The 21,028-nt window shown below is 62.6% G+C and carries 27 protein-coding genes; 22 read left to right on the top strand and 5 right to left on the bottom strand.

The window, feature by feature from the left end; translation table 11 throughout:
- The first annotated feature begins 1 nt into the window (after position 1).
- Positions 2-211, top strand: coding sequence for a hypothetical protein (locus AC22G6_RS10870; protein ID WP_037010033.1), 210 nt, complete (start codon positions 2-4; stop codon positions 209-211).
- 128 nt (positions 212-339) lie between these two features.
- Here AC22G6_RS10870 and AC22G6_RS10865 read toward each other — a convergent pair whose 3' ends face one another.
- Entirely contained in the window at positions 340-858 is a 519-nt protein-coding gene (locus tag AC22G6_RS10865; RefSeq protein ID WP_023101683.1) for a GNAT family N-acetyltransferase, read from the bottom strand.
- An 826-nt stretch (positions 859-1,684) separates the two neighbouring features.
- Here AC22G6_RS10865 and AC22G6_RS10860 point away from each other — a divergent pair.
- Entirely contained in the window at positions 1,685-1,999 is a 315-nt protein-coding gene (locus AC22G6_RS10860) for a DUF736 domain-containing protein (RefSeq protein ID WP_023101682.1), read from the top strand.
- A 358-nt stretch (positions 2,000-2,357) separates the two neighbouring features.
- On the opposite strand, the gene AC22G6_RS10855 is transcribed toward AC22G6_RS10860, so the two are convergent.
- Positions 2,358-2,654 (bottom strand): helix-turn-helix domain-containing protein, encoded by a 297-nt coding sequence (locus tag AC22G6_RS10855; protein ID WP_023101681.1) that lies wholly within the window; start codon positions 2,652-2,654, stop codon positions 2,358-2,360.
- Between the two features lie 242 nt (positions 2,655-2,896).
- Here AC22G6_RS10855 and AC22G6_RS10850 point away from each other — a divergent pair, with 242 nt between their 5' ends.
- The 5 genes from AC22G6_RS10850 to AC22G6_RS10830 all read left to right on the top strand — a co-directional run bounded on the left by AC22G6_RS10850 (position 2,897) and on the right by AC22G6_RS10830 (position 5,638).
- The gene (locus AC22G6_RS10850; RefSeq protein WP_023101680.1) at positions 2,897-3,247 is read left to right on the top strand and encodes a DUF2958 domain-containing protein; all 351 of its coding nucleotides are present in this window, start codon (positions 2,897-2,899) and stop codon (positions 3,245-3,247) included.
- 109 nt (positions 3,248-3,356) lie between these two features.
- Entirely contained in the window at positions 3,357-3,536 is a 180-nt protein-coding gene (locus AC22G6_RS10845) for a hypothetical protein (protein ID WP_071560086.1), read from the top strand.
- A gap of 54 nt (positions 3,537-3,590) precedes the next feature.
- Positions 3,591-4,361: a DUF7011 domain-containing protein gene (locus AC22G6_RS10840; protein ID WP_023101679.1), complete on the top strand. Its 771-nt coding sequence runs from the start codon at positions 3,591-3,593 to the stop codon at positions 4,359-4,361.
- A 111-nt stretch (positions 4,362-4,472) separates the two neighbouring features.
- On the top strand, positions 4,473-4,754 hold the full coding sequence (locus AC22G6_RS10835; protein WP_003107109.1) for a helix-turn-helix transcriptional regulator: 282 nt from the start codon (positions 4,473-4,475) through the stop codon (positions 4,752-4,754).
- A 26-nt stretch (positions 4,755-4,780) separates the two neighbouring features.
- A complete protein-coding gene (locus AC22G6_RS10830; RefSeq protein ID WP_487366792.1) occupies positions 4,781-5,638 on the top strand; it encodes a replication initiator protein A in 858 nt (285 codons plus the stop codon).
- 141 nt (positions 5,639-5,779) lie between these two features.
- On the opposite strand, the gene AC22G6_RS10825 is transcribed toward AC22G6_RS10830, so the two are convergent.
- Positions 5,780-5,929 carry a hypothetical protein gene (locus tag AC22G6_RS10825; RefSeq protein WP_160315476.1) on the bottom strand — a complete coding sequence of 50 codons (150 nt, stop codon included), beginning with the start codon at positions 5,927-5,929 and terminating at the stop codon, positions 5,780-5,782.
- On the opposite strand from AC22G6_RS10825, the gene parA reads away from it, so the two are divergent.
- The 8 genes from parA (at position 5,928) to AC22G6_RS10785 (ending at position 11,811) form a co-directional block, all read left to right on the top strand.
- Positions 5,928-6,566, top strand: coding sequence for a ParA family partition ATPase (gene parA, locus AC22G6_RS10820; RefSeq protein WP_016452353.1), 639 nt, complete (start codon positions 5,928-5,930; stop codon positions 6,564-6,566). The two genes, AC22G6_RS10825 and parA, sit on opposite strands and share 2 nt — an antisense overlap.
- Positions 6,563-6,847, top strand: a complete 285-nt coding sequence (locus AC22G6_RS10815; protein WP_023101676.1) for a hypothetical protein — start codon at positions 6,563-6,565, stop codon at positions 6,845-6,847. The genes parA and AC22G6_RS10815 overlap by 4 nt, the downstream gene beginning before the upstream one ends.
- Positions 6,844-7,389 (top strand): DUF2840 domain-containing protein, encoded by a 546-nt coding sequence (locus tag AC22G6_RS10810; protein WP_049285642.1) that lies wholly within the window; start codon positions 6,844-6,846, stop codon positions 7,387-7,389. The genes AC22G6_RS10815 and AC22G6_RS10810 overlap by 4 nt, the downstream gene beginning before the upstream one ends.
- Complete coding sequence (locus AC22G6_RS10805; RefSeq protein WP_037018516.1) at positions 7,386-7,985, top strand: S26 family signal peptidase; 600 nt, start codon at positions 7,386-7,388, stop codon at positions 7,983-7,985. The genes AC22G6_RS10810 and AC22G6_RS10805 overlap by 4 nt, the downstream gene beginning before the upstream one ends.
- Before the next feature lie 424 nt (positions 7,986-8,409).
- Positions 8,410-10,407 (top strand): relaxase/mobilization nuclease domain-containing protein, encoded by a 1,998-nt coding sequence (locus AC22G6_RS10800; protein WP_487366791.1) that lies wholly within the window; start codon positions 8,410-8,412, stop codon positions 10,405-10,407.
- Between the two features lie 189 nt (positions 10,408-10,596).
- Complete coding sequence (locus AC22G6_RS10795) at positions 10,597-11,445, top strand: SDR family NAD(P)-dependent oxidoreductase (RefSeq protein WP_034046948.1); 849 nt, start codon at positions 10,597-10,599, stop codon at positions 11,443-11,445.
- Positions 11,446-11,474: 29 nt separating this feature from the next.
- Positions 11,475-11,618: a hypothetical protein gene (locus AC22G6_RS10790; RefSeq protein WP_487366790.1), complete on the top strand. Its 144-nt coding sequence runs from the start codon at positions 11,475-11,477 to the stop codon at positions 11,616-11,618.
- A 115-nt stretch (positions 11,619-11,733) separates the two neighbouring features.
- The gene (locus AC22G6_RS10785; protein ID WP_487366894.1) at positions 11,734-11,811 is read left to right on the top strand and encodes a hypothetical protein; all 78 of its coding nucleotides are present in this window, start codon (positions 11,734-11,736) and stop codon (positions 11,809-11,811) included.
- 380 nt (positions 11,812-12,191) lie between these two features.
- On the opposite strand, the gene AC22G6_RS10780 is transcribed toward AC22G6_RS10785, so the two are convergent.
- Complete coding sequence (locus tag AC22G6_RS10780; protein WP_448254348.1) at positions 12,192-13,223, bottom strand: porin; 1,032 nt, start codon at positions 13,221-13,223, stop codon at positions 12,192-12,194.
- Between the two features lie 159 nt (positions 13,224-13,382).
- Between AC22G6_RS10780 and AC22G6_RS10775 the strand changes: the two genes are divergently transcribed.
- From AC22G6_RS10775 to AC22G6_RS10750, 6 genes are all read left to right on the top strand, one after another.
- Entirely contained in the window at positions 13,383-14,300 is a 918-nt protein-coding gene (locus AC22G6_RS10775) for a LysR family transcriptional regulator (protein WP_049285618.1), read from the top strand.
- Positions 14,301-14,572: 272 nt separating this feature from the next.
- Positions 14,573-15,538: an isopenicillin N synthase family dioxygenase gene (locus AC22G6_RS10770; RefSeq protein WP_049285619.1), complete on the top strand. Its 966-nt coding sequence runs from the start codon at positions 14,573-14,575 to the stop codon at positions 15,536-15,538.
- Positions 15,539-15,541: 3 nt separating this feature from the next.
- A complete protein-coding gene (locus tag AC22G6_RS10765) occupies positions 15,542-16,309 on the top strand; it encodes an alpha/beta fold hydrolase (RefSeq protein WP_034046942.1) in 768 nt (255 codons plus the stop codon).
- A gap of 12 nt (positions 16,310-16,321) precedes the next feature.
- Positions 16,322-17,314 (top strand): ABC transporter substrate-binding protein, encoded by a 993-nt coding sequence (locus AC22G6_RS10760; RefSeq protein WP_034046940.1) that lies wholly within the window; start codon positions 16,322-16,324, stop codon positions 17,312-17,314.
- Entirely contained in the window at positions 17,311-18,084 is a 774-nt protein-coding gene (locus tag AC22G6_RS10755) for an ABC transporter ATP-binding protein (RefSeq protein WP_034046938.1), read from the top strand. Before AC22G6_RS10760 ends, AC22G6_RS10755 begins: the two co-directional genes overlap by 4 nt.
- Positions 18,081-18,869, top strand: a complete 789-nt coding sequence (locus AC22G6_RS10750; protein WP_192840330.1) for an ABC transporter permease — start codon at positions 18,081-18,083, stop codon at positions 18,867-18,869. Before AC22G6_RS10755 ends, AC22G6_RS10750 begins: the two co-directional genes overlap by 4 nt.
- A gap of 293 nt (positions 18,870-19,162) precedes the next feature.
- Here AC22G6_RS10750 and AC22G6_RS10745 read toward each other — a convergent pair whose 3' ends face one another.
- Positions 19,163-19,966, bottom strand: a complete 804-nt coding sequence (locus AC22G6_RS10745) for a hypothetical protein (protein WP_487366789.1) — start codon at positions 19,964-19,966, stop codon at positions 19,163-19,165.
- 683 nt (positions 19,967-20,649) lie between these two features.
- Here AC22G6_RS10745 and AC22G6_RS10740 point away from each other — a divergent pair.
- Positions 20,650-21,028, top strand: a 379-nt coding sequence (locus AC22G6_RS10740) for a 2-oxoglutarate and iron-dependent oxygenase domain-containing protein (RefSeq protein ID WP_487366788.1), incomplete at its 3' end; no start/stop codon positions are given.

Here is a 21,028-nt window from a genome sequence, read left to right as displayed (position 1 = left end):
CATGACCCACACCACCACCAGCCGCCTACGCATGGCGGCGATCTACGCCCCCGGCGCGGTACGCGCCCGCCGCTGGCACAGCGACGGCGACGTGCGCGGCTACCGCCCGCCCTCGGGCTGGTTAGCCCGTGCCGACCTGACCGACATTCACCCCATCACGGGCCGCGCCTTGCCGCGTGCCGTATGGTGGCTCATCGAGACGAAGAAATAACCCGAACAGCACCGCGCCCAGGCCGTTCCGTCCTGGGCGCGGTGAAATGCAAATCCGGGCGCGGCGGTGGCCGCGCCCGGTGTTCAAGGCCAACAGCCGAATCAGAACGCCGCCGCCTTCGCGCTCGCTCAGGCGGCGGCGTTGAAGGCATCGCTGTAGTGCGCGACGCCTTCCGGCACTGGCCCGTGCAGAGCCAGCGCCATGAAGTAGCCGGGCGGTACGCCCGGCAGTTGCAGACCCGCATGGGCCTCAAAACCAAAGCGCGCGTAATACGCGGGATCTCCCAGCAGCACGCAGCCTGCGGCCTGCATGGCTCGCAGTTCGGACAGCGCCTGTTCCATCAGGCGCGAACCGATGCCGTTTCCCTGCCTTGGCGGCAGGACGGAGATTGGCCCCAGGCCGTACCAGCCTTGGGCCTCTCGCCCGTGGTCATCGGTGATCGTCACCGGCGACAGCGCGACGTGGCCGACGACCTGGCCATGTTCTTCGGCCACGATGGAAAGCGTCAGTTCGCCGGCGGCTCGCAAGGCCCGCACGATGAATTGCTCGGTGTGGCTGGTATGTGGTGCATCGGCGAAGGCGGCCACCGTGACTGCCTCGATGGCGGCAACGTCGTCCGGGGTTTCGTGTCGGAGCTGGAGGGTCATGGACTGGTCTTGGTTTTCTTCCTGAGAGCATAGAACGGCCTGGGCGTGTCGGCGCGATGCGCCGCCGGGCTTTGCGGGCTTCGCCCCGTGCCGACTTCGCTGTCACGGCCATTCGGCTTCAATCCCTCACGTCTTCGCGCCTGCGGCGCTGCGCGCTGCGCTTGCCTCCAGGGGAAAGCCCTGCGGGCTATCCCCGCCGCGCGATGCTTGGCACCCCTTGATACCGCCGAACCGGCCTACGCCGGATCGGCCCGGCCAGCGCCCCACCGCGATGGGCGCGGCACTGGCGAACACGCTGGCGCTTGCTGCGGCAGGTTGTGCAAATGCAGGCCGTCCTCAACGCTGGCGGTTCGTACCCATCACGTCACGAAGGACGGTTCACGCCAGTTCACGGTATGCCTTTCCGGCATCGCTATGGAGCTTCCACGCCACGCCTCAAGACCGGCACCGCAAGGTGCGGCAGGGGCGTTCTCGCGTGTCGTCGGGGGGTTGACCTGGCCCGCGTCAGCGGGCGAGCCGGTGCAGCCTTCATGCGGGGATGCCGAGCCGGCCCCATCTCCTTTCGGAGCGGTTCGGCCCAAGGCGTCCTTGTCTCGTTGTGAATCCTGGCGGTGGCGCGGCTGCGCCTCGGGCTTCATGGCTGCAACCGTCCTTCGAAAACAATTTCCCCGCCGCTGCGCGGCTTCCTCGCGCAGCAAATTCTTTTCGCCTCCCGGCTCTCCACTGCGTTTCGACCGCAAGCGGTGCAGCCAGCCCGTCCCCCGCCGGCCGGATCACAACAAGGACGCGATGGGCGCGAACCTTGTTCAACCGAAAGGAAAACATCATGGCCAACATCGGCACCTTCACCGCAGAAAAAGACGGCTTCACCGGCACGCTTCGCACCCTGACGCTCAACGTCAAGGCCAAGCTGGTTCCCAACGACAAGGGGGACAACGAGAAAGCCCCTGACTTCCGCTTGCAGGCGGCCAGCCACGACATCGGCGCGGCGTGGAAGAAGACCAGCGAGGCCGGGCGGGAGTACATCTCCGTGACCCTCGACGATCCATCGTTCCCAGCCACGGTCTATGCCCGCCTGATCGAAAGCGAGGACGGCACGCACGACCTGATCTGGTCGCGCAGCAAGCCCCAGGCGGCGTGACCGCCGCCCGCAGCGCCCCGCCACACGGCGGGGCGCTGCGCTGTTTCTTCGCCCCAAACCTGGCAGCGGCAAGCAGCAATCCATAGCAGGTTGCGTTTCCATACGCGGAAGCTGCGTTGGTGCCGTCGGTCAGGGCATGGCGTGTCGGCGCGATGCGCCGCCGGGCTTTCGGGCTGCGCCCCGTGCCGTCGTTGTCGTCACGGCCATTCGGCTTCAATCCCTCACGCCTTCGCGCCTGCGGCGCTGCGCGCTTTGCTTGCCTCCAGGGGAAAGCCCTGCGGGCTATCCCCGCCGCGCTGCGCTTGGCACCCCTTGAGCGCCGCCGAACCGGCCTGCGCCGGATCGGCCGGGCCGGCGCCTACGGCTGGGCCGCTGCTGCTGCGAGCTGGCTTTCAGCCTCGCTCATCAGCACCGCCGTGCTGCATTCGAGCGCGCTGGCGATCTTGAAGATAAGCGCCAGCGTGGGCATGTGTTCGCCGCGCTCGACCTTGCCCATGTGCGAACGCTCGATGCCGGCCAGGTGTGCCAGCGATTCCTGCGCGATCCCTCGTTCCGTCCGTAGCGCGCGCACCGCCGCGCCGAAGGCTTGCGCCAGTTCGGCATCGAAGGTGGTGGCACCGGCCGGGCGGCCAGGTTGGACGGAGCGCTTCTGCATGGACAGAAGCGTCAAATCGCAGGACAATTAAAACCACGTTATCTTTAACTCATTGCCAAAAAATCGCTGTTCCGTGCTTTTACGGAAATCCGCATTTACGGATTTCCACAGAACCGGGGAATCGCATCCGTGTCTTTCCGGCTTCCTGCAATTGCGCTTCCGCGCTTCCGTTCTTCTACGGATGCGATGGCTTGTGCATCCGTGCTTCCACACGCATGCACGGTTCCGTGGGGGTTCTGCCCATGACCTTGCCGCTTGTCACCGCTGATGAACGCGCCCGGCTGCTGGCCCACGGCGCGGCGCTCGCCGCTGGTCAGCGCCTCGACCCGCTGCCGGTGGTGCGCCTGTTCACCCCTGACGCGCATGTGACCTGGCTGCTGGTGTCGCTCGACCCCGCCGATGGCGATACGGCCTATGGCCTGATCGACCTCGGCATCGGCATGCCCTCGCTGGGGACGGTCAGGCTGTCCGACCTGGCCGGCATCGTCGGGCCGCGCAAGCTGCCGTTGCAGCGGGATCGGTATTTCCAGGCGGTGCGCCCGCTGTCGGAGTACGTCCGGCTGGCGCAGGAGAACGACGCGATCACGGACTGATGAACGCCAGCGCGGCCCGGCCAGCCGGGGCGCACTGTGACTATTTCAGTCTTGGTCAAGACCGGGTAGGTCTGAATCGGCATTGATGCACCGAAGCGATGCCAGTCTGATGCAAACAGTCCTGATCTTTGGCGCGGGCTGCGGCACGGTATCCGGTGCCGCGCACCATTTCCGGGTGGCGCAGCCGTCGCATTCAGACGATTTCCCCAACACGCCGGAGCCAAACGGTCTTGACACCGACAGTTACAGCTTAACCGTTTTTGATGATGACCTGATGGCATTTCGATAGCTCCCGCATCGCGGAAATCGTGGCGACGCATCCCAAGCACAGGGAGCTTTCGCCATGACTGATCGCAGCGCCGACCACTGGTATCCGACAGCCGCCTATCTCTACGTCCTGCACCTCGATGGCCCCGCGCTGGCCTGGGAATACCTGCGCAGGAATCCCGACTACCGCCGCGACTGGCTGCGCCGTCGCCGCCGACCGGACGCGGCGCAGGCTTGGAGCCTGCGCCTGTTGGAAAACCCAGCCCTGGATGCGCGCGAAGCGCATCCGGCCTGGTTCCCTGACCACGATGCCGTGGTGCAGCTCTATCCCGACGCCGACCCGCCACCCGAAGCCCATGCCTTCGAGTTCTGGCGCGTTCCTGGCCGCAAGCAACTGATCCACGATGGCAAGCGCCTGGTGCTGGTGGCGCATTGGCCCGGCTGCTGCCTGCGGCTCGCGCTCGCGCCGGGCCTGGAGGACGGTGTGGCCTACCTCTACGCCACTCGTGCCTGCGCCACGCCCTGCACGCGCTATCGCACGCTCGCGGCGGAACTCGACGCCCTGGCTGCCGCCACGGTTGCCGCGCCTGCGGCGGCGGCCCGTTCGCGGCCCACGCCTGCCGCACTGCTGGAGCTGCACACCTTGCAGGCGCTCGACGCGACCCTGGCGGGCGCGTCCTTGCGCGAAGTGGCCGAAGGGCTGTTCGGCGCCGATACCGTCGCGGGCGACTGGCACAAGGACGGCGCCTTGCGCGCCCGCGTGCGTCGGCTGGTGCGCCGTGGCGATGCGCTGATGCGCGGCGGCTATCGCCGCCTGGCACAGCTTCCGCCACTGCCGTTGCAGTAGGGGGGACGTTTCGCAGCCCCTGCAATTCGTCCCTTAGCAAGAAGCCTCGCTTTCTTGAAAGTGCCTTCATCCGGCTGCGTGGTGTGGCCGGGCTTGATGGAGGTTCATCCCATGCGACCAGCTCCCTTGCGGCCTGCCGCCACTGTCTCGACCGCTGCCGCGCAGCCGCAGCGTTACCTCACCAACGACGAAGCCGCCGAGTACCTGCGCTTGTCGCCGCGCACGCTGGAAAAGCAGCGCGTGATCGGCGGCGGCCCGCGCTTTCGCAAGTTCGGCCGGCGCGTCATGTACGCCGTGGCCGACCTCGACGCCTGGGCGGCCGACCGCAGCTTCGAGACGACTTCCGATCCCGAGTACGCCGAGCACCACTCGGCGGACAGCCGTGCGCGCTGATCGCTGGCGCGCGCCAGGCCACAGCCATGTCCATCTCCGCGCTGCCATTCCGGCAGCGGCCCCCGCAAGAACGCGAACAGCTCGACCTGTTCCGCGCCTTGCCGGGCGACATGGCACCGCGCGACAGCCAGGACTTGATGGCCTATTCGTTCTTCTCGCTCGCCAAGTCCAAGCGGGTCAAGCCCATCGACTTCCGGGCGGGCAACGTCACGATCCGCGTGGAAGGCACGCAGGAGCATGGCATCGCCACGATTTGGGATGCCGACGTGCTGATTTGGGCGGCCTCGCAGATCGTGGAGGCGAAGGATGCGGGCCTGCGGCCATCACGGCTGATCCGCGCGACGCCCTACGAGATCCTGCGCTTCGTCGGGCGCGGCAAGTCGCTGCGCGACTACCAGCGCCTCAAAGCGGCCTTGGATCGCCTGCAATCGACCACGGTGGCCACGTCCATCCGCGAGACAACCGGGCGGCGTTTGCACCGCTTCTCGTGGATCAACGAATGGAAGGAACTGGCCGATGCCAGCGGCACGCCGTTGGGCATCGAGCTGATCTTGCCGGACTGGTTCTATACGGGCGTGCTGAATGCGGCCCTGGTGCTGACCATCGACCCGGCGTATTTCCGGCTGACCGGCGGCATCGAGCGGTGGCTGTACCGCCTGGTGCGCAAGCACGGCGGCAAGCAGGCATACGGCTGGCAATTCGACTTCCGCTACCTGCACCAGAAATCCGGCAGCACCGCCAAGCCCTACGACTTCGCCTGCGACTTGCGCGCGCTCGTCGCGCGGCAGTCGCTGCCCGGCTACGTCCTGGGCATCGAGCGGATGCCGGACAGCGGCGCCGAGCTGCTGACCTTCCGGCCCGTGCCGCATACGGCACGGGGATAACTCCGGGAGAGCCTGTGAATAGTGTCGTGCTATCAGGCGTGCGGGGTATCGTGCTATCAGGCGTGGGACTATCGTGCTATCAGGCGTGCCAATCGGCCGCAAACCCGCGCCAGCACTGGGTTTGCGCGCCCTCTAACTTCCCTAACTTAAATTCTCTAACTTGTAGTAGGGAAACGCCGCTGCGGTGGACAACCGCCACGCGGCCACCAACAGCAGGCAAAACCTGCCACCAGCCGACAGGTTTTGCAGACCGATCAAGGCATGGCTTTCCAGCATGGAGGGCAGCGTCATGATCGTCGCGCTGCTCAACCAGAAAGGCGGCGTGGGCAAGACCACGCTCGCCACCCACATCGCTGGCGAGCTGGCGATGCGCGGCCAGCACGTCGTGCTGCTGGACGCTGACCCGCAAGGGTCATCGCTGGACTGGACGCAACGCCGAAGCCAGCAAGGCTTGCCACGGCTTTTCAGCGCCGTGGGCCTCGCACGCGAAACGCTGCATCAGGAAGCGCCAGAGCTTGCCAGGCGGGCCGATCACGTCGTCATCGACGGGCCGCCGCGCATCGCCGCCCTGGCGCGCTCCGCGCTGCTGGCGGCCGAGCGCGTGCTGATCCCGGTGCAGCCCAGCCCCTACGACCTGTGGGCCAGCGCCGAGATGGTCGCGCTGATCCGCGAGGCGCAAGTCTTTCGGCCTGCGCTGCGCGCGGCCTTCGTCATCAATCGGCGCGTCAGTACCACCGTGATCGGGCGCGAAGCGCGCCAGGCGCTCGCCGACCAGCCGCTTCCTGCGCTGCGCGCCGAAGTGCATCAGCGCATCGTGTTCGCCGACAGCGTGGCCGCTGGCCGGCTTGCACGCGAGACGGCACCGGACAGCGCCGCCGCGCGAGAAATCACCGCCCTGGTGGACGAACTGCTGCGGTGGACGACATGACCGCGAAGCCACCACCGAACAGCAAGCGCGCAGCAAAGCGCGTCGGCATCGGCGCGCGTCCGCCCGCGAATCCGCACGCTGAAGCGTGGATTCGGCAAGGCGACGCCGATGCGCTGGGCAAGGGCGACCTCTACACGGCCCGCCTCACGCTCGACATCACACCCGCCATGCGGGCGCGCATCAAGGTGTCGGCCTTCACGCAAGGCGTGACCGTGGCCGACCTGCTGCGCGGCCTGCTGGAGCGGGAGTTTCCCGAGAACCGCAGGGAGAACACACCATGACCGCATCCACTGCACCTGCTGCCGCGCCTGCCGCTGGCGCGGCCACGGCTGCACTGGCTGCGCCTGTCGGCCAGCCCGCCAGCGCGCCGCTGACGCGCGTGGCGCTGGCCTACATCGAGGCCCGTTTCAAGCTCTACCTGCGCTTCGGTGAACCCGCGCGCACGCACCAGCTCGACCGCTGGCGGCGCAGCGCGGTGTTCCTGCCGGGCGCGGTGTTCTGCCGCGTGCGCTGGCAGGCCAACGACTACGGCACGATCCGCTGGCAGCTCATGGTGATGCAGGCTTGCACGCCGCTGGACGGCGCGCAGCGCATCCCCGGCGTGCAGCCCGGCGCGCGCCTGCTGCTGCACGCCGAGGGCGACGGGCAAGTGCGCGCCGTGCTGGAGCGCATCGACGCCATCGAGGCGCTGGGCATCGCACCCATCGCCGTCTCGCCCGCGTACTGGCGCACGCTCGCCAACCGGCTCGCGGCGCGCCTGCCGCTGCCCGACTACACCGCCGAGCGGCACGCCGCCTGGCTGACCGGGAGGGCGCTGCCATGACCGCCGTTTCCACTGGCGGCACTGCGCCGCGTCCTCGCTCGCACACCCGCTCACGCTTGCGCGCTCGCATCGTACTCGCGGGCCTCGCCGCCTGCGGCCTTGCTGCGCTGGCCTGGGCGTCCTTCGTGCATCCATTCCCGCGCCTGATCTACAACCCGTCCGACAGCGTTCCCGTGGGCTGGTATCGCGTCGATCCGCTGCACCATCGGCCCGGCTCGCCGCCACGTCCGTTGTCCGTGGACAGCATCGTCCTGACCACGCTGCCGCCAGACGCTGCCGCGCTGGCCGCGCAGCGCGGCTACCTGCCGGCGCGTGTGCCGCTGCTCAAGCGCGTGGGCGCGACCGCGCCGCAGGAGGTGTGCATCGCTGGCGGCATCGTCCGCATCGACGGCGTGCCGTCGGCCGCCGTGCTGCGCGCCGACCGCTGGGGCCGGCCGCTGCCATCCTGGCAGCAGTGCCGCCGCCTCGAACCGGGCGAGCTGTTCCTGTTGAGCGTGACCAACCCGGCATCGTTCGATGGCCGGTACTTCGGGCCGGTGCGCGCGTCCGCCGTGATCGGCGTCGCGCACCCGGTCTGGCTGGAGAAGCGCCCATGATCGCCGCCGATTCGCTGCGCATCATCGTGCTATCGGGCGTGCCGATCCGGTGGCGTTCCGCGTGTCGTCGCGCGTGCAGTGCGAGCGCATCCGCGCCGCACTTCGCGCAGCCTTCCCACGTGCAGGAGTCTTGCCTCGAATGCGCCCGGCCTTTGGCCGTCGCCGCGTTCGCCGGCGCGCTGGCTGCTCGCGCAGCAGCGCCGCCGGGCCGCCGCTGCCCGGAGCGCCAGCGAGGGGCAAAGGCGGAAGGCAAGACAAAAGGACGCGGCACCGGGCCGCGTCGAAAGCCAGTCTGCACATGGGGGGAACGCAGCACGGAGCGGCTTCGCCGCCGTGCCGCGTTCGGCGCGAGGGTCGCGCCAATGCAGGCATGTCCGCGTGCTTCGCACGACAGGACACGCCAGAGCTTGCAGGGAGCACAGCCATGACTGACCGCCGCGATGACGATTTCCGCGTGCGCCCCAGCGCCCCGAAGAACCGGGGCAAAGGCCAGGGGCAGAGCTTCGTTTCCAAGGTGCTCAAGCAGGCCGGCAAAGCCAGCAGCGGCAAGTCGGCGGTGCGCCGTCCTGGGGCGGCAGGCACCGGCCAGCGGCCCGGCTCGCGCCTGGGACGCGGCCATACGGCGGCGCGCTTCGCCGGGGCGAAGCTAACGCCCATGTCGCGGCGCGTGACCATCAAGACGCTGCTGGTCAATCACCAGCGGGCCAGCCCGCAATCGCTCGCCAAGCACCTGCGCTACGTCGAGCGCGACGGCGCAGCAGGCCGCGATGGCGAACCGGGCCGTGCCTACGGGCCACAGGCGGACGAAGCCGACCTGGACGCCTTCAAGGAACGCTGTGCCGACGACCGACACCATTTCCGCTTCATCGTCTCGCCCGAGGACGGGGCCGAGCTGGACGACCTGCGCACCTACACCCGGCATCTGGTGAACCGCATGGAAGCCGACCTGGGCACGCGGCTGGATTGGGTGGCAGTCGATCACTGGAACACCGACAACCCGCATACCCACCTGATCGTGCGCGGGCGCGATGACACCGGCAAAGACCTCATCATCGCGGGCGACTACATCGCCCACGGCTTCCGCCATCGGGCCGCCGAACTGGCGACCGAGTGGCTGGGGCCGCGCACCGAACTGGAGATCCAGCAGACCTTGGGGCGCGAGGTGGAACAGGAGCGGTGGACGAGTCTGGATCGCACCTTGCAACGCGAGGCCGGCGAGGATGGCCGGGTGCATGTCGAACGGCTCAACGAACCCCGCTTGCAGCGCCAACGCCTGCTGCTGATCGGCCGCCTGCAACGCTTGCAGCGCCTGGGCCTGGCCGACGAGGTGCAGCCCGTCACCTGGGCCGTCCATACGGACGCGGAGAAGACGTTGCGCGCCTTGGGCGAGCGCGGCGACATCATCCGAACGATGCAGCGGGCCATGAGCGGCCAGCCGCGCGAACTGGCGGTGTTCGAGCCGGGCCAGAATGACAATGGAAGTGGCCGCAGCATCATCGGCCGCGTGGCTGCGAAGGGACTGGCTGACGAGCTGCACGACCGGGGCTATCTGGTGATCGACGGCACCGACGGCAAGGCCCACTACGTTGCGCTGAACGCCCGCGACGAGCTGGCGAACTACCCCACGGGCGCGGTGGTGGAAGTGAAGGGTTCAGCCGACATGCGCGCTGCCGACAAGAACATTGCCGCGCTGGCGAGCGATGGTCTGTACCGCACTGATCATCACTTGGCAATCGAGCAGGGCCGAACCAAGCCCGGCCGTCACCCGCAGGAGGTTGTCGCCGCCCATGTCCGGCGGCTGGAAGCCTTGCGCCGAGCCGGCATCGTGGAGCGCGTGGCCGAAGGGCTATGGAAGGTGCCGGACGACCTGGCCGAGCGTGGCCGCCAGTACGACGCGCAACGGCTGGGCGGCGTTGCCGTGGAACTGAAATCGCACTTGCCCATCGAGCGGCAGGCCCGCGTCATCGGCGCGACCTGGCTTGACCAGCAATTGATCGGCGGCGGCCGAGGGCTGGGCGACCTGGGCTTTGGCGGCGATGCGAAGCAGGCCATGCAGCAGCGCGCCGACTTCCTGGCCGAACAGGGACTGGCGGAGCGGCGCGGTCAGCGCGTGATCCTGGCGCGCAACCTGCTGGGCACGCTGCGCAACCGGGAACTGGCGCAGGCCGCGAAGGACATTGCCGCTGATACCGGCCTGGAGCATCGCCCCGTGGCCGACGGGCAGCGCGTGGCCGGCATCTACCGGCGCTCCGTCATGCTTGCCAGCGGACGCTACGCAATGCTTGATGACGGCATGGGATTCAGTCTGGTGCCGTGGCGGCCGGTGATCGAACAGCGGCTGGGGCAGCAGATCGCCGCGGCGGTGCGCGGCAGCGGCGTGTCTTGGGAGATTGGAAAGCAGCGAGGGCCATCAATCAATTGAATGACTGCGGATGCGCTATATAGTGCGTTCCGTGGTGGTTCAAGCACAACGTTCTAGGTCGAATTTGAATCGCCTCGGGGCGATTCATCGGCACCGCTACTAGCATTTTCGAATGCGTCGCTTGCACTCACGGTAGCGTCTGCGCAAGCGAAATCAGGCCACTTAAACCAACAGACCTAGGATGATCCAATGAACAGCAAGCACATCGCCGTCGTGACGGGAGCAACCCGTGGATTGGGTCGCGGCATAGCCCGCGCATTGGGTAGCCGCGGCTTCACCGTGTACGTGACCGGGCGCAGCACCGAGGGCTTGGCCAATGCGGTTCGGGAAATCGAGCAGGCCGGTGGTCGGGGCGTGCCCGTCGCCTGCGACCATTCCGATGATGCGCAAGTGCGCGCGCTGTTCGAGCGCGTGCGTGCCGAGAGTGGCCATCTGGATATTCTGGTCAACAACGCGACTCAGGTACATGCTCGGGAACTTACCGCTCCTGGTGGCTTCTGGGAGAAGCCGCTTGATCTGGTGGACATGATCGACGTTGGCCTGCGCTCCAGCTACGTGGCGGCGTACTACGCCGCGCCGTTGATGATCGAGACCGGTGCCAGCCTGATGGCACACATCTCCTTCTATGGCGCGGTGTCCTACCACTACGGGCCAGCCTATGGTGCCGCCAAGGCCGGCACGGACAAGATGAGCTTCGATATGGCCGTTGAGTTGCGCGAGCACGATGTCGCCTCGGTTTCGATCTGGCCGGGGCTCATCTTGACCGACGAGCTGAAGGCAGTGCCGCGCGAATATATTCCGCAGCACGTACTCGATGACCTGCCGAACTTCGAGACACCGGAGTTCTCGGGCCTGGTGATCGAACGCTTGTGGCGTGATCCCGAGCGCATGGCCCGATCGGGAGAGACATTGATCGCGGCGGAGCTGGGCTTCGGCTATGGCATTCGCGACATCGACGGCAAGCAGCCGCGCCTCTATACGGACACGCTCGGCAAGCCATCCGGTCGGTTCCTACGTGCTGCGGGCCGACCATCATAAAGAACATCATGCCGTTCGGTGTTCCCGGCATGCCCGGAACACCGCTGACCCAGAAACTGGTCGGCACCGTCTACCGCGTTGTGGCGCTGGCGCTCGGCGCCGACAAGGCAACCCAGCATCCCCAGCCCGTGCTTCCCGTGTCCTTTTCGTCGGTGTCCGGCCAACGCCGTTGATCCCGAGCGGGCGGAGCGCCTTTGGATGCTATCGGTCATGCTCACCGGCATCAATGCCTTCGCCGTGAAATGAGAGACGGTTATGAAGCAGCGTCACCTTCGCTGATTCTTGGCCGTGGCCGAAGAACTGCACTTCGCCCGTGGAGCGGAGAAACTGCACATGGAGCAGTCGCTGCTGTCGCGCGCCGGATAGGGTTGGTTTGACGTCTGCCCGCCGGTGCGCGCTGGCAGTCGGGTTCCTCGGCAAGCGCACGCGTTCAGAGCACCATGTGTTCCGACAGGTGTCGAAACACCGTGGACACTCGCCGCAGGTGGCGAGACTCTGGAGGGCTCAGTTCGCCGGGCGACGCTCGCTCATAACGCCGCATGGGTACCGTGTCTTGCAACGCTGGCAACCGTGCCACGATAGCAGCTTTGAAGGCACGCGCCACGGCACTTTTGGATAGGCGATGGCATCTTCGCCATCCCTGTCTGGCGCGATGCGCATGTGGCGTTGCCGGCTCGACATCCGTTGCTGGCCAGCTCGTCCAGGTTGTCGATGCGGATGCGCAATTTTGTGATGGGTGCCTCGAATCAGAATCGGTGGCGCATGCCAACTGAGAATGACCGACCTGCTGATACGTTTTGGAGGCGATCCCTCATGCCCACGATATAGACGTCGGTCCGCTTTGAAAGGAAATGTGCGTATCCAGCCGTCAGCGTTCGACGATCGGCACCGTTGGCGTTGAGGAGAACGCTGTTCTGAAAGAAAAATCGGCCTGCCCCAAAGGGCACCGATACCCCTAGTCCGTGGATGTCGAAGTGGTTTGCTGTCGAAGTGTTCTTTACTCGCCCAGTTTGGGCAAAGAGCTTGAAAGCCCCAGTGTCATAGGAGCCACTGAGCTGCCAGGTTTCGGAGTCCTGGACTGCAATCCCTTTCTTGACCTTCTGCCACGCGACCCCTAAACCGAGGCCGGACTTGAAGAAGGTCGCGTTCGCTCCAACGTTGCCGCCGCCGTCTCCTTCCGACATCGCGGTGGATGCGCCAACTGTGAACCCCGAAACCGTGGGGCTCGTGTAAACCACCGAATCACTCCAAACCGAGTCACCTGTCACGGTGCCGCTGGTGAAGTAGTGACGGATGGTGGGCGAATAGCCGAACGACCCCTCTACAGCATTGAAGCGCAGTGAGTTGACGAATAGCGGTGTGCCATGGTGCCCAAAGGTTAAGCGCCCCCAGTCCGTGCTTGAGAACCCGACGAAGCTGTTCCTGCTCCAGAAGGCGTCGCCGGCAAAGCGGCCTTGCTCGCCCGTGTCAGCACGGATAAAGCTCTCAAGCTGGAAGATCACCGATAGACCGCCGCCAAGGTCTTCGGCTCCCCTGAGCCCGAACCAACTGGTTGTCATGCTGCCACTGGAAACGTTCGTTTGCGAGCGCTCGTCGCCGGGAGACTTGATGCTGCCCAAGCTCAGGTCGAGTAGTCCATTAAACGATATGGAGGACTGGGCAAGAGCGGATGGAGCGACGCACACGCCGACCATGATGCAGATTGCCAGTGTGGAGGCCCTGACGAGACGATTGCGACACAGTGGCAGTGACCCGCCAGCGTAAAGGACTTGATTCATGTGACGGCGCTATTGGTGTTGAACTAGCCGTCATGCTAGGAATTTTCAAGCTCCGTCGATACAAGCAAATTCTTGACATCCCGTTGCGGTTTCGGCAGCGGGCACGCTTCTCGCGTTGCCTGTCATCAAGATCGGCACACCAGAGCGAGAGAAAGCACCATGCACATCCACGCAAGAACACTCAAGTATTTCGACATGATTCGCCGTTGCCACTCGATACGAGAGGCCGCACGACACCTTCACGTCTCGGCATCTGCCGTTAACCGCCAGCTACTGCAACTCGAAGAGGAAATCGGTTCACCATTGTTTGACCGTGTAGTGGGGGGGATGCGACTTACTGCGGTTGGAGAACTGTTTGCCCGCCACGTCACCACCGTCCTGCAGGACCAGAACCGTTTTATCAGCGAGTTGGACGCCTTGCGCGGCATCCGGCGAGGCGAACTCAGCATCGCAGCTGTTGAAGGTGTCAACGCAGACGTGTTGCCCAACGTGCTGGAAACGATGGCTACCCGGCACCCTCTAGTGAAGATCGCCATTTCAACCGGCGGCTCTAGCCAGGTCGCTCAAGCTGCGGCGAGCGGTGAAGTAGACCTGGCCATCGGCTACAACGTGCAGCGGTCCGAACTCTTGCACCAGCATGCCGTAGGGCGCTTTTATCTCGGTGTGATCATGAGAACGAACCATCCACTGGCAAAGCGCAAGAGCGTTTCCTTTGCTGACTGTGCACGCTACCCCTTGATCCTGCCCGGACCAGGCCTGTCGATACACGAACAGATACGACAGATCCTTTTGAATTACAAGCGTCCCCTGACCGTTGTGATGGAAAGTGCATCCATCGAACTGGCCCGCACAATGGCCATTCGAGGAGTGGGCCTCGCTTTTCAGACGAGGATCGGCATTGAGAAAGAGATGCGTGAGGGCTCGATGGTGCACTTGCCCCTTTCAGGCCCGAAGCCCATTGTCTCGGAGTTGGGCGTGTACGCAAGGCTCGGGCGATGGCTACCACCTGCCGTGGATGCGTTGCTGCGGGTTTTATCCGAGGAGCTCGCCAGGCGTGAGGCCGAGGAAGAACGCTAGTTTCCCGTGCTGTTTGGGTCGTACGGTTCGTTCCACTGACGACGCCTTGGGATGGTGCGGTCTCTGAAGCAGATTTCCCCATTTCGGCGCATGCATTGTCTGTTGGGGGCTGAACTGCGCTTGCGTCCGCATCTGGATGGTGCATGCGGCATACCTACTTAGGGATGCTGAGTTTTCCGCAACGCCATGCACGAAATTTGACGCTATCGGCATCAGGCAATCCTTTCTACGATGCCAGCACTTCTCCTCTACTCACTTTCACTGGAACTCCCGTGACCCAACCGATCGACCACACCACCGTTCCACTCATCGACATTTCCGGGCTCCGATCTGGCGAGCTATCCCAGCGTCAGGCTGTTGCTCGGGAACTCCGCAAGGCGTGCGAGAACAGTGGCTTCTTCTACATCAAGAACCATGGGATCGCCCCCGTGCTGATCGAGCAGGTGTTGGCAGAAACCGCCTCCTTCTTCGATCAACCCGAAGAAAAGAAGCTGGCGGTCTCCAAATCGAAATCCAAATGCAATCGAGGCTATGAGCCCCTGCGGGCGCAAACGCTCGAGGCAGGAGCGCCCCCCGATCTGAAAGAAAGCTTCTATCTGGGTATCGATCTACCCGAAGATCATCCTTCCGTCAAAGCCGGGAAATTCAATCATGGTCCGAACCAGTGGCCAGAAGATTTGCCCGACTTTCGCCGGGTCACCACAGCCTACTTCGGCGCACTCTACGAGCTTGGCGGCATCATGATGCGAGGCCTTGCGTTGTCCCTCGATTTGCCTGAAAACCACTTCGACGACTTTCTCGATGACGCTACGGCCAATCTTCGCCTTCTTCATTACCCTCCGCAGCCTGTCATCGCGCAGCCGGATGAGAAGGGTTGTGGTGCGCACACGGATTTTGGCGCACTGACATTCCTTCTGCAGGACGATTCAGGTGGACTTCAGGTTCAGCCGGCGAACACCGGCAAGTGGTCGGATGCACCTCCGATTGCGGGCACCTACGTCGTCAACATCGGTGACTTGATCGAACGCTGGACCAATGGTCGGTACAAGTCGACGCTCCACCGTGTGATCAACCGCTCTGGCCACGAGCGGCACTCAGTTCCGTTCTTCTTCACGGGTAACTACGACACGGTCGTCGAATGCATCCCGACATGTTTGAAGGAAGGCGAGGAGCCCAAGCACGCGCCGATAACGGTCGAGCAGCATCTGATGGATTGCTATAAGCGCACATACGGTTAAGAAATGAATCACCACATCGTTCTGATTCATGGCGCCTGGCAGGGAAGCTGGGCGTTCGATGCGTGGACACCCTACCTCCGAGCTCAGGGCTGGAAACCGCATGGCATTGATCTACCCGGAAATGGTTGGGGTAATCCGGGACCCGCGAGTCTGGCGGCATACGTGGACCACGTTTGTGCGGTGCTGAACGACATCGGTGAGCCTGTCGTCCTGGTGGGTCACAGCGGTGGCGGGTTGATTGCCACTGCCGTTGCAGAACGCATGCCTGAGAGGATTGTCTGCTTGGTCTATTTGGCGGGGATGATGCTGCCTTCCGGTATGAGTTACGCGGAACTTATTCGGCAGGTGGCTTCTGAAATGCCCGGAGTCGATCTTACGGGGATCGGCGCTCGGCTGGTCTGGACACCAGATCGCCGATTCAGCATCGTCCCCGAGGATGCTGCCCTGGCGGTTTTTCTTCAAGATTGCGACGAGGTGGCTGCGCGACAAGCTGCGGCAAAGCTCCGCCCACAGGATGAAGCCGGTCGCGCGATCATCATCGAATGGACAACTGCACGCGCCGGCAGGGTGCCACGCATCTACGTAGAGGCGCGCCAAGATCTCTCGGTGCCGTTGGTTTTGCAGCGACGCATGCAAGAACTTGTTCCGGGTGCCCACTGCATCAGCCTGGATTGCGGCCACGTTCCGCAACTTGCCCAACCTGGGGAACTCACCAAACAACTCGCCAAGATGCTGGCAGGGTTTTCGACAACAAGACCGGCGACGGCTTAACAAGGAACTTCGATGAAAATTAAAGCAGTTATTTCCACCCTATCGTGCACCCTGCTGTCGGTGGGGGTAAGCGCAGCCGACAAGCTGACTTTCCAGCTCGATTGGCTACCCAATGGGGACAAGGCCTTCGCTTACGTCGCGCTCAAGCAAGGGTTCTATGCGGCTGAGGGCCTGGAGGTTTCCATCATTCCCGGCCGCGGATCGTCGGATGCCATCACTAAGGTTGCTACCGGTGCTGCCGACGTTAGCAACGGTGGTCTCGCTTCTTTGATGATGGCCGCCGCTGAATCGCAAATTCCGGTGAAGGCTGTGATGTCGATCTACTCCATGCAGCCCGACTCGGTCTTTACGCTGAGCGGCAGCGGTATCAACGAGTTGAAGGATTTGGTTGGGAAGACAGTCGCGATGCCCACCTTCTCGTCTTCCAACGTATTGTGGCCCGTCATCCTTCAGACGAACGGCATCGACCCATCCAAGGTCAAAACCGTGAAAGTCGATCCGAGTGCACAGGCGCCATTGCTCGCCCAAGGCCGCGTCGATGCAAGTATCAACTGGACAACGGTGGTGCCTCAGTTCGAGGACGCACTCAAGCAGAGCAACAAGAAGCTCACGGTTATTCCATGGTCCAAGTACGGCTTGGATGGCTACGGAATGAGCCTCTATGCCTCCGACAAGCTCATCAAGGAGCGTCCACAGGTGCTGGCGCGCTTTCTCAGGGCAACGGAAAAGGCCATCCGGTTCTCGGTGGCCAACCCGGAGCAGGCCGCGGCCGACTTGAAGGCTGCCGTCCCTGAAACCGATGCTGTGGTGGCAGCCGCTATGTTCCGCGCCTCTATCCCCCTCATCGACAACCCGATCGCCAAGCGGGACGGATTCGGTGCCTTCAACCCCCAACTGCTGGCCGCGACTTGGAGCTGGGTTGCCAAATCGATGAACTACCCCATGGACAAGGTGAACCCCGAGTCGCTGGTCAATCGATCATTCCTCACGAAGCCGGGGCGATGAACGACGTCATCAGCTTGGAAAATGTGGGCCAGACGTTCGTTGGCAGGGACGGATCGAAGGTCGCCGCGCTTCAGGGCGTCGAGTTGAAGCTGCGCCGACATGAGTTCGTCTCGTTGATCGGGCCGTCGGGCTGCGGCAAATCGACGATCCTGCGCTTGATCGCGGGATTGCTCGCGCCGAGCCAAGGCGCAGTGAAGATCTATGGCATACCCGTGGTCGAACCACGCGATGAAATCGGCATCGTGTTTCAGCGGCCGACACTGCTTCCTTGGGCCAACGTGCTGGACAACATCACGTTTCCCATGAAGCACAAGTATGGACGCGTTGACGCGCGGGACACACAGCGTGCGCACGAACTGCTAGCGATGATAGGCCTATCCGACTTTGCGCAGCGCAGTCCGGGCGAACTCTCCGGCGGCATGCAACAACGCGTCGCCATCGCGCGCTCGCTCCTGCACGATCCGGACATCTTGCTAATGGATGAGCCGTTCTCGGCGCTTGACTCTTTAACCCGTGACGAAATGAGCCTAGAACTCCTTCGCATATGGACCGAGCGACCAAAAACCGTGGTGTTCGTGACGCATTCCATTCAAGAAGCGTTGCTCCTGTCTGATCGGATCGTGGTGATGGGTGCCCGCCCAGGCCGCGTTACGGAAATCATTGATGTGCCGTTCGAGCGTCCGCGAGCCCTCGAGACGCTGACCGACCCGACGTTCCACCAGATGGCCAACGAGATGCGACTGAAGCTTTTCAGTCGGAACAAATCATGAGCGAATCCGAGCGCAAGGTTAATCCGCTGCTGGCGGTTGTGAATACCCATATCTCCATGATCGCGTTCTTTGCGGTGCTGCTGCTGTGGGAACTGGCCTGCCGGGGCCTGCAGATTCCCCAATTTGTGCTGCCCGCACCAAGCTCAATTGCTGGTGCGCTGATAGAAGTGGGCGCTCAACGGTGGTTCGACCACGCATTCGCCACCTTGTCCGTGGCCTTGGCTGGCTACGGCTGCGCCATCTTGGTCGCCTTGCCGCTGGCCATCGGGATCGTCAACTCCGAGTTTCTGTCTCGCTTGATTCTTCCCTGGCTGGTCGTCGTTCAGTCAACACCGATCATCGCGGTAGCCCCGATCATCGTGGTGACCCTTGGAACCGGGCACTTGCCAAAAGTGGTGATCACGATGCTCATTACTTTTTTCCCGTTGGTGATCTCTGCTGCAACTGGTCTTGCGTCGGCACCATCGGAGCTGGTGGAGCTTTCACGATCTCTTCGGGCACCCGTGCGTCGTGAGTATTTGCAGATTCGCATCCCATATGCCATGCCCTATTTGTTCAGTGCATTGAAGGTCGGAATCACCTTGAGCATTATTGGTGCAGTTGTCGCGGAGTTCGTTGCGGCCGAACTGGGGCTCGGTTATCTAATTCTGTTTTCGACTTCTTCGTTCAAGGTTCCTGTTGCGTTTGCAGCGCTGGCGATTCTGGTCCTGACATCGTTGACGCTGTACGGGCTCGTGGCCTTTCTTCAGCGCCGCTTTTTCCCCTGGGGGCTTAAAGGAGCGTGAATTGAACGAAAGATTGGAGGGGCGGGCAGCACTGCTGGCCGAGCGTTTAGTAGGCAAGCCTATTATCGAGAGCATTCCCAATGCCTGTAGCAGTTGGGCCGAGATGCAGGGAAAGCTATCGGTTCTTGTTCAACGGCAAGACCAATTGGCAGGCGTTCCTCAAGTCGCACTGAACCTGCAGCGAAGACTCACCATGAATCCAAATTCCTGTAGCAGATATCAAGCATCGTGAGATGCTTGGAACCTCGCCGTCAATCTATAAATCCAATTGGAACCCCATAAGTGATCTCTGGTTACAGTGTCCAGTTAATCACAAACTGAGGAACTCTTTCGGTATTGGCGCTATTACCAAATTTATTCTTCCAGTATTGATATTCGACTCCCATGTATACACTGTCGGGCTTTCCCCAGAAGTTTCCAACGTCCAATTTCAGCTGAATCTGCGTCAGAACTTGCTGGCTACAGCTTCCATGAGCCCCAATGATATCCATGTAGCCATCAAAAACGAATCGAAAATTCCCCATGCGAATGGGGGCGCTCCAATACGGCGTGATCTGATATGTGGTTGAGTTCCTGCCGCACAACTTGCCTCCGCCGAAGCCGCTGTATGTTCCGACATCTCTAAAGGCAGCAATGTCGACGTTGAAGTAGGAGAACTTCGGCACGTCGAGTTCAACTCCGAGTCCATACGTAAGCACTTTCGGATTCGAACCAAAAGCGCTGTTTTTGCTACCGAAGTTGTAGCCCACGTTAAGATTGGCATCCTTGATGAAGCCAAATGAAAAATCCCTTTTCAAGGCCTTGGAAAGACTAAGGTATACACTCCCCTCGCTATACAACTCACTATACCCGGCGTCTTTGTTGTCTGATTTTGCCATCGAAAGAAAGTAGTAGGAGCGACCCCAGTCAAATCCACTTACGTTCTCGAATTGCAATATATCTTTTGAAAACTTCGGGCCGCCTGTAGATCCGTTGTCGTTATAGCTGCTGCCTCGGCGATACTCAAAATTACTTGTGCTCCAGTCGGCAGACATTGCTGACGTGGCCGACATGGCAACCGCCATTCCAACAGTTCCTACTAGCGAATTGAACTTCATTTGACCTCCAGGGTGGGTGATTCTTGATTGAACTCCTCGCAGAGTCCAAGCTTTGGTAGAGAGTTGATTTGGAGCGCGCCCTGGAAGGACTGTATTTCTCACCTCCTCGAAGTGGATAGATAAATAGCCTCAAACCTCCGGTGAAAATATGGAACGCACCACTGGCGTGCCATTTCTTTCACCCTTCCCTGTTGTGGTGCGGGAGCAAGCGAGTTTGCTGGTTTTTGGTGCACAAGCATCAATGAACGCTTGAACTTCAGGCGTGAGCAGATGCTTGCTGCAGTGGCATCGCTGATGGGTGTGGCCCATGCCCACTAGACTGCCGGGAGAAGGCGCGTGCACGACATACGCCGCTCTAACCGTTGATCTTGTTGGAACGAAGATCAGGCAAGGTTGCGGGCGTTCGGGGGAGGCGGACGGGCGCGAGAACGGCGGTTACAGCGACAAGCTAGAACTACGGCGGCAAAGGGAACTCTGCCATAAAACGACACCGCGCCAGCGATGAACAGGATCACACACGGAACCGCCTTCCGTTCCAAATCTGGAACATGATGTTCCCGCCGGACGCTCCTCAATCCGGCCTCCCACGCCTATATTTACATCATGTTATGCAACAAGGGCCCATCCCTGCTTGCCAAGGCGAGGTTCGGGCAAGTGTGAAATTCCTTTGACCGGTGTTTGAAATGATCATCTATAGCCCCCCCGCTGCAGCCAAGTTTGTTCCCGTTATCGACCTGGCCGACACCTTTTCCAATAATGCTGAAGCCAAGCGTGCTGTTGCGTGGGAAATTCACAAGGCCTGTCGAGACATAGGTTTCTTCTATATCAAGAACCACGGCATCCCCGAAGGTATGCTTCAAGCACAAATTGAATGTGCACGTCGTTTCTTCAGCCTTCCCCAGAGCGAGAAGGATGAAATTGCGTTGAGCCACTCGCCAACAATGCGCGGATATGAGCCCATGGCTTTGCAGACTCTGGACGAAGGATCGAAGCCAGACATCAAGGAAGGCTTCTATGCCAGCGTCGATGGCAGCCAGTCCTATGTAACCAATGGTGCGTATG

The sequence above is a fragment of the Parazoarcus sp. PS-13 R2A genome (genome assembly GCF_057621855.1).
Note: the sequence above shows the minus strand (reverse complement) of the source record. Positions and strands in the feature narration are given on the sequence as shown.